The 7,746-nt window shown below is 62.2% G+C and carries 5 protein-coding genes; all 5 read left to right on the top strand.

The window, feature by feature from the left end; genetic code table 11:
- Nucleotides 1-214 precede the first annotated feature (214 nt).
- The 5 genes from serC (at nt 215) to rpsA (ending at nt 7,340) form a co-directional block, all read left to right on the top strand.
- Complete coding sequence (gene serC / locus HP547_RS09315; protein WP_172232397.1) at nt 215-1,300, top strand: 3-phosphoserine/phosphohydroxythreonine transaminase; 1,086 nt, start codon at nt 215-217, stop codon at nt 1,298-1,300.
- Complete coding sequence (gene pheA / locus HP547_RS09320; protein WP_172286134.1) at nt 1,300-2,394, top strand: prephenate dehydratase; 1,095 nt, start codon at nt 1,300-1,302, stop codon at nt 2,392-2,394. The genes serC and pheA overlap by 1 nt, the downstream gene beginning before the upstream one ends.
- Before the next feature lie 254 nt (nt 2,395-2,648).
- Nucleotides 2,649-4,856, top strand: a complete 2,208-nt coding sequence (locus HP547_RS09325) for a bifunctional prephenate dehydrogenase/3-phosphoshikimate 1-carboxyvinyltransferase (protein ID WP_372242875.1) — start codon at nt 2,649-2,651, stop codon at nt 4,854-4,856.
- Nucleotides 4,853-5,539 carry a (d)CMP kinase gene (cmk, locus tag HP547_RS09330; protein ID WP_172230675.1) on the top strand — a complete coding sequence of 229 codons (687 nt, stop codon included), beginning with the start codon at nt 4,853-4,855 and terminating at the stop codon, nt 5,537-5,539. The genes HP547_RS09325 and cmk overlap by 4 nt, the downstream gene beginning before the upstream one ends.
- 124 nt (nt 5,540-5,663) lie before the next feature.
- Nucleotides 5,664-7,340 carry a 30S ribosomal protein S1 gene (rpsA, locus tag HP547_RS09335; protein ID WP_172230678.1) on the top strand — a complete coding sequence of 559 codons (1,677 nt, stop codon included), beginning with the start codon at nt 5,664-5,666 and terminating at the stop codon, nt 7,338-7,340.
- The last annotated feature ends 406 nt before the right edge of the window (nt 7,341-7,746 follow it).

The raw sequence follows: 7,746 nt of genomic DNA on the forward strand, positions 1-7,746 counted from the left end.
TGACTGATGACAGCAGGCCTTTGGGGCCGCTGTGCGGCCCATCGCCGGCAAGCCAGGCTCCCACAGGTAAAGCGCCAGCCTGAAGTTTGTGCGTTCCCTGTGGGAGCTGGCTTGCCGGCGATGGCCTGCAGGGCAGGCCCATGGCAGGTGACACAGATTCATCGGGTCAGCACTGAATTTAGAATTTGTACCATTTGGCAGAGCGAGAGTGGATGTGAGCAAACGAGCCTTTAACTTCTGCGCAGGCCCTGCCGCGCTTCCTGACGCTGTCTTGCAGCGCGCCCAGGCCGAGATGCTGGACTGGCACGGCAAGGGCTTGTCGGTGATGGAGATGAGCCATCGCAGCGACGATTACGTGGCCATCGCCGAAAAGGCCGAGCAGGACCTGCGTGACCTGCTGTCCGTCCCCTCCAACTACAAGGTGCTGTTCCTGCAGGGCGGCGCCAGCCAGCAATTCGCCGAAATCCCGCTGAACCTGCTGCCGGAAAACGGCACCGCCGACTACATCGAGACCGGCATCTGGTCGAAGAAGGCCATCGAGGAAGCGCGCCGCTTCGGCAACGTCAACGTCGCCGCCAGCGCCAAGCCGTTCGACTACCTGGCCATCCCGGGCCAGAACGAGTGGAACCTGACCAGCAATGCGGCCTACGTGCACTATGCGTCCAACGAAACCATCGGTGGCCTGCAGTTCGACTGGGTGCCGCAGACCGGTGACGTGCCGCTGGTGGTCGACATGTCGTCCGATATCCTCTCGCGCCCGATCGACGTGTCACAGTTCGGTCTGATCTACGCCGGTGCCCAGAAAAACATCGGCCCGAGCGGCCTGGTGGTGGTGATCGTGCGTGAAGACCTGCTGGGCCGCGCCCGCAGCAGCTGCCCGACCATGCTCGACTACAAGGTCTCGGCCGACAACGGTTCGATGTACAACACCCCGGCCACCTACTCCTGGTACCTCTCGGGCCTGGTCTTCGAGTGGCTGAAAGAGCAGGGTGGCGTCGACGCCATGGAGCAGCGCAACCGCGCCAAGAAAGAGCGCCTGTACGGCTTCATCGACAACAGCGATTTCTACACCAACCCGATCAGCGTCAACGCCCGTTCGTGGATGAACGTGCCGTTCCGCCTGGCTGACGAGCGCCTGGACAAGGCCTTCCTCGCTGGCGCCGATGCCCGCGGCCTGCTCAACCTCAAGGGCCACCGCTCGGTGGGCGGCATGCGCGCTTCCATCTACAACGCCTTGGGCCTCGAGGCTGTGGAAGCCTTGGTTGGCTACATGGCCGAATTCGAGAAGGAGCACGGCTGATGTCCGAACAGGAACTCAAGGCGCTGCGCGTGCGCATCGACAGCCTTGACGAGAAGATTCTCGAGCTGATCAGTGACCGCGCCCGTTGCGCCGAAGAAGTGGCGCGGGTCAAGACTGCCTCGCTGCCAGCTGGCGAAAAGCCGGTTTTCTACCGCCCCGAGCGTGAAGCCGCCGTGCTCAAGCGCGTGATGGAACGCAACAAGGGCCCGCTGGGCAACGAAGAGATGGCGCGGCTGTTCCGCGAAATCATGTCGTCGTGCCTGGCCCTGGAGCAGCCGCTGAAAATCGCCTACCTGGGCCCTGAAGGTACTTTCACCCAGGCAGCGGCCATGAAGCACTTCGGCCATGCGGTAATCAGCCGGCCGATGGCTGCCATCGACGAAGTGTTCCGTGAAGTGGCGGCCGGTGCCGTCAACTTCGGTGTGGTGCCGGTGGAAAACTCTACCGAAGGTGCGGTCAGCCACACCCTGGACAGCTTCCTCGAGCACGACATGGTGATTTGCGGCGAAGTCGAGCTGCGTATTCACCACCACCTGCTGGTGGGCGAGAACACCAAGACCGACAGCATCACCCGCATCTACTCCCACGCCCAGTCGCTGGCCCAGTGCCGCAAGTGGCTGGACGCGCACTACCCGAACGTGGAGCGCGTGGCAGTGTCGAGCAACGCCGAGGCCGCCAAACGGGTCAAGGGCGAGTGGAATTCGGCGGCGATCGCCGGTGACATGGCGGCCAACCTGTATGGCCTGACCCGCCTGGCCGAGAAGATTGAAGACCGCCCGGACAACTCCACGCGCTTCCTGATGATCGGCAGCCAGGAAGTGCCGCCGACCGGCGACGACAAGACCTCGATCATTGTTTCGATGAGCAACAAGCCGGGTGCGTTGCACGAGCTGCTGGTGCCGTTCCACCAGAACGGCATCGACCTGACCCGCATCGAGACCCGCCCCTCGCGCAGCGGCAAGTGGACCTACGTGTTCTTCATCGACTTCGTCGGCCACCACCGCGACCCACTGATCAAGGCGGTGCTCGAGCAGATCAGCCAGGAGGCTGTGGCGCTGAAGGTGCTGGGCTCGTATCCGAAGGCGGTGCTTTGATTCAAGGCCAATGGGGCCGCTCTGCGGCCCATCGCCGGCAAGCCAGCCCCCACAAGTACAGCGCAAGCTCGCAGGTTTGCAGTGTCCCAGTGGCCTCGCAGGGGCCGGGCAACTTTCAGGTTTGCACGGTCCCTGTAGGAGCTGGCTTGCCGGCGATGGGCTGCAAAGCAGCCCCAATGGCCCTAACAGGCTGTCTAGATTTCTGAACAGGGTTCGCACCAGTGGTAAAAGCAGCAAAAACCAAACCCGCGCCAATCATCAACCGGCTGGTCGTGGTCGGCCTCGGCCTGATCGGTGGCTCGTTCGCCAAGGGCCTGCGTGAAAGCGGCCTGTGCCGCGAAGTGGTCGGTGTCGATCTGGATGCCCCCTCGCGCAAGCAGGCCGTGGCCCTGGGCGTGGTCGACCGCTGCGAAGAAGACCTCGCCGCCGCTTGTATGGGCGCCGACGTTATCCAGTTGGCGGTGCCGATCCTGGCCATGGAAAAGCTCCTGACGCGCCTGGCGCAGCTGGACCTTGGCGCTGCCATCATTACCGACGTCGGCAGCGCCAAGGGCAACGTGGTGCGTGAAGCGCGCGCCGTCTTCGGTGCGCGCCTGCCGCGCTTCGTCCCGGGCCACCCCATCGCCGGTTCCGAGCAGAGCGGGGTGGAGGCCTCCAACGCCGCGCTGTTCCGCCGTCACAAGGTCATCCTCACGCCGTTGGCGGAAACCGACCCAGCCGCGCTGGCCCTGGTCGACCGCCTGTGGCGTGCGCTGGACGCAGACGTCGAGCACATGCCGGTCGAGCGCCATGACGAAGTGCTGGCCGCCACTAGCCACCTGCCGCACCTGCTGGCCTTTGGCCTGGTCGATTCGCTTGCCAAGCGCGATGAAAACCTCGAGATCTTCCGGTACGCTGCGGGGGGCTTCCGCGATTTCACGAGGATCGCTGGTAGCGACCCGACCATGTGGCATGACATCTTTCTTGCCAACCGCGACGCTGTGCTGCGCACGCTTGATACATATCGCAGTGATCTCGACGCCTTGCGCGACGCGATCGCTGAAGGGGACGGGCACCAGCTGCTGGGTGTATTCACCCGCGCTCGGGTGGCCCGCGAGCATTTCAGTAAAATCCTGGCCCGCCGGGCCTATGTGGACGCTATGAACGCCAACGATCTGATTTTCCTGGCCCAACCAGGTGGCCGCCTGTCCGGACGCATCCGTGTACCGGGCGACAAGTCGATTTCCCACCGCTCGATCATGCTCGGCTCGCTGGCCGAAGGCACCACCGAGGTCGAGGGTTTCCTCGAAGGTGAGGATGCACTGGCGACCCTGCAGGCATTTCGTGACATGGGTGTGGTCATCGAAGGCCCCAGCCATGGTCGCGTGACCATTCACGGTGTCGGCCTGCACGGCCTCAAGCCACCACCCGGCCCGCTATACGTGGGTAACTCCGGCACGTCGATGCGCCTGCTGTCGGGCCTGCTGGCCGGCCAGTCGTTCGACGTGACCATGACCGGCGACGCCTCGCTGTCCAAGCGCCCTATGAACCGTGTGGCCAACCCGCTGCGCGAAATGGGTGCGGTGGTCGAGACTGGCCCTGAAGGCCGTCCGCCGCTGGCCATCCGCGGTGGCCACACGCTCAAGGGGCTGACCTACACGCTGCCGATGGCCAGTGCCCAGGTCAAATCTTGCCTGCTGCTGGCCGGTCTGTATGCCGAAGGCAAGACCACCGTCACCGAGCCTGCGCCTACCCGCGACCACACCGAGCGCATGCTGCGCGGCTTCGGTTACCCGGTCGAAAGCAATGGGCCGGTTGCCTCGCTGCAATCCGGTGGCAAGCTGACTGCAACCCGCATCGAAGTACCGGCCGACATTTCCTCGGCGGCGTTCTTCCTGGTGGCGGCGTCCATTGCCGAAGGCTCCGAGCTGGTACTGGAGCATGTCGGCATCAACCCGACCCGTACCGGTGTAATCGACATCCTGCGCCTGATGGGCGGCGACATCACCCTGGAAAACCAGCGTGAAGTGGGTGGCGAGCCGGTCGCCGACCTGCGCGTGCGCGGTGCCAGGCTGAAGGGTATCGACATCCCTGAGAACCTGGTGCCGCTGGCCATCGACGAGTTCCCGGTGCTGTTCGTCGCTGCCGCCTGCGCCGAAGGCCGCACCGTGCTGCGTGGTGCCGAGGAACTGCGGGTGAAGGAGTCCGACCGCATCCAGGTCATGGCCGATGGCCTGATCACCCTGGGTATCAAGTGCGAGCCTACCCCGGACGGCATCATCATCGACGGCGGCCAGCTGGGCGGCGGCGAAGTGCATGGCCACGGTGATCACCGCATCGCCATGGCCTTCAGCGTCGCCTCGCTGCGTGCCAGCGCGCCGATCCGCATTCATGACTGCGCCAACGTCGCCACCTCGTTCCCCAACTTCCTGGCGCTGTGCGCAGAAGTCGGCATTCGCGTGGCAGAAGAGGGCAAGTCGTGAGTTCGAAAGCACCCATCATCACCATCGACGGGCCAAGTGGCTCTGGCAAGGGCACGGTTGCCGGGCTACTGGCACGCGAGCTGGGCTGGCGGCTGCTCGATTCCGGTGCGCTGTACCGCCTGCTGGCGTTCAACGCCAGCAACCACGGCGTCGACCTGACCAATGAAGAGCTGCTGACCAAGCTTGCCGCCCATCTGGATGTGCAGTTCATTGCGGCCGAGCCCGGTAAGCTTCAGCAGACGATCCTTGAAGGCGAGGACGTCAGCCAGGTGATCCGCACCGAAACCGTCGGTGCCGGTGCCTCCATGGTCGCCTCACTGCCTGCGGTGCGCGATGCGCTGCTTCAGCGTCAGCGCGCTTTCCGTGAACTGCCCGGCCTGATCGCCGACGGCCGCGACATGGGCACCGTGGTGTTCCCGGACGCGCCGTTGAAGGTCTTCCTTACTGCCAGTGCAGAAGAGCGTGCTCGTCGCCGTTACCTGCAGTTGAAGGGCAAGGGTGAAGATGTTAGTCTGTCGAGTCTGCTGGATGAGATTCGTGCGCGTGATGAGCGCGACACCCAACGCGCAGTGGCCCCGCTGAGACCAGCGGCCGATGCCATTCAGTTGGACTCTACCGAGTTGTCCATCGAGCAGGTGCTGCAACGTATCAGAAGCGAGATCGCATTACGCGACATTGCCTGATAGCCAGGAAAGCAGGCAGGTGCACCAGTCAACGTCCTGCCGGCTTTCCTTTACTTAAAACAAACCCACATTGTCTGGAATGTGGCGATGGGCGTCTGTTTCGCCCGAATCTACAGGAATTAAAATGAGCGAAAGCTTTGCAGAACTCTTTGAAGAAAGCCTGAAAACCCTCAATCTTCAGCCGGGTGCGATCATCACCGGTATCGTTGTCGACATCGACGGCGACTGGGTTACCGTACACGCTGGCCTGAAGTCCGAGGGCGTCATCCCGCTCGAGCAGTTCTACAACGAAGCTGGCGAGCTGACCATCAAGGTCGGTGACGAAGTTCACGTTGCGCTGGACGCGGTCGAAGACGGCTTTGGCGAAACCAAACTGTCCCGTGAAAAAGCCAAGCGCGCCGAGTGCTGGATTGTTCTGGAAGCAGCTTTCGCCGCCGAAGAAGTGGTCAAGGGCGTTATCAACGGTAAGGTTAAAGGCGGCTTCACTGTCGACGTTAACGGCATCCGTGCGTTCCTGCCGGGCTCCCTGGTTGATGTCCGCCCTGTGCGCGACACCACCCACCTGGAAGGCAAAGAGCTGGAATTCAAGGTCATCAAGCTGGACCAGAAGCGCAACAACGTTGTCGTTTCCCGTCGCAGCGTGCTGGAAGCCGAGAACTCCGCCGAGCGCGAAGCCCTGCTGGAAACCCTGCAGGAAGGCCAGCAAGTCAAAGGTATCGTCAAGAACCTCACCGACTACGGCGCATTCGTGGACCTGGGCGGCATCGACGGCCTGCTGCACATCACCGACATGGCCTGGAAGCGCATCAAGCACCCGTCGGAAATCGTTAACGTTGGCGACGAAGTCGACGTACGCGTTCTGAAGTTCGACCGTGAGCGCAACCGCGTTTCGCTGGGTCTGAAGCAGATGGGCGAAGATCCGTGGGTAGCTATCACTGCCCGTTACCCAGAAGGTACCCGCGTACAAGCGCGCGTTACCAACCTCACCGACTACGGCTGCTTCGCTGAGCTGGAAGAAGGCGTTGAAGGTCTGGTACACGTTTCCGAAATGGACTGGACCAACAAGAACATCCACCCGTCGAAAGTCGTTCAGGTTGGCGACGAAGTGGAAGTCATGGTTCTGGACATCGACGAAGAGCGTCGTCGTATCTCCCTGGGCATCAAGCAGTGCAAGTCCAACCCATGGGAAGATTTCTCCGGCCAGTTCAACAAGGGTGACAAGATCACCGGTACCATCAAGTCGATCACCGACTTCGGTATCTTCATCGGTCTGGACGGCGGCATCGACGGCCTGGTTCACCTGTCCGACATCTCCTGGAACGAAACCGGCGAAGAAGCCGTACGTCGTTTCAAGAAGGGCGACGAGCTGGAAACCGTCATCCTGTCGGTCGACCCAGAGCGCGAGCGCATCTCCCTGGGCATCAAGCAGCTGGAAGACGATCCGTTCTCCAACTTCGTTGCTGTCAATGACAAGGGCGCTATCGTCCGTGGCATCGTGAAAGAAGTTGACGCCAAAGGCGCCATCGTCACTCTGGCCGACGACATCGAAGCTACTCTGAAAGCTTCCGAAATCAGCCGTGACCGCGTTGAAGACGCGCGTAACGTTCTGAAGGAAGGTGAAGAGATCGAAGCCAAGATCATCAGCGTTGACCGCAAGTCCCGCGTTATCAGCCTGTCGATCAAATCGAAAGACGACGCTGAAGAGCGCGAAGCCATCCAGAGCCTGAAAAACGCTCCGGAAGCGGCTGCCGACACCACCATGGCTGCGCTGCTGCGCGAAGCAATGGCCAAACAGAACTGAGTTCTGTTTGATCGGTAAAAAAGGGCGACCCTCGGGTCGCCCTTTTTTTATGCCTGCGAATTTTTAGGGCCGGCCTATCCTGCGGTCTCTGTGGGAGCCGCGCTTGCCGGCGATGGGCTGCGAAGCAGCCCCCATGCGAGCGACACCATTCTGACGAATTTTGAGTGACTTGAAACGTTGGGGCCGCTGCGCGGCCCATCGCCGGCAAGCGCGGCTCCCACACCGAATGCGGTGGGTTTGCGGGCTGTGCTACACAGATGGCGCAGGCTCACGCTCACATCCGGCCAACACCGCCCGTTTTGAGAGCGGGTTCACCCGCGAATCAGGCGTCGCGGTGGATGGCACCGGCTTGGCCGGGATTCACGGTGTAGACCATTCTTGAATTACTTCAATCTTGAATTTTTTT

This window comes from Pseudomonas sp. CM27, assembly GCF_013179515.1.
Lineage (GTDB): Bacteria > Pseudomonadota > Gammaproteobacteria > Pseudomonadales > Pseudomonadaceae > Aquipseudomonas.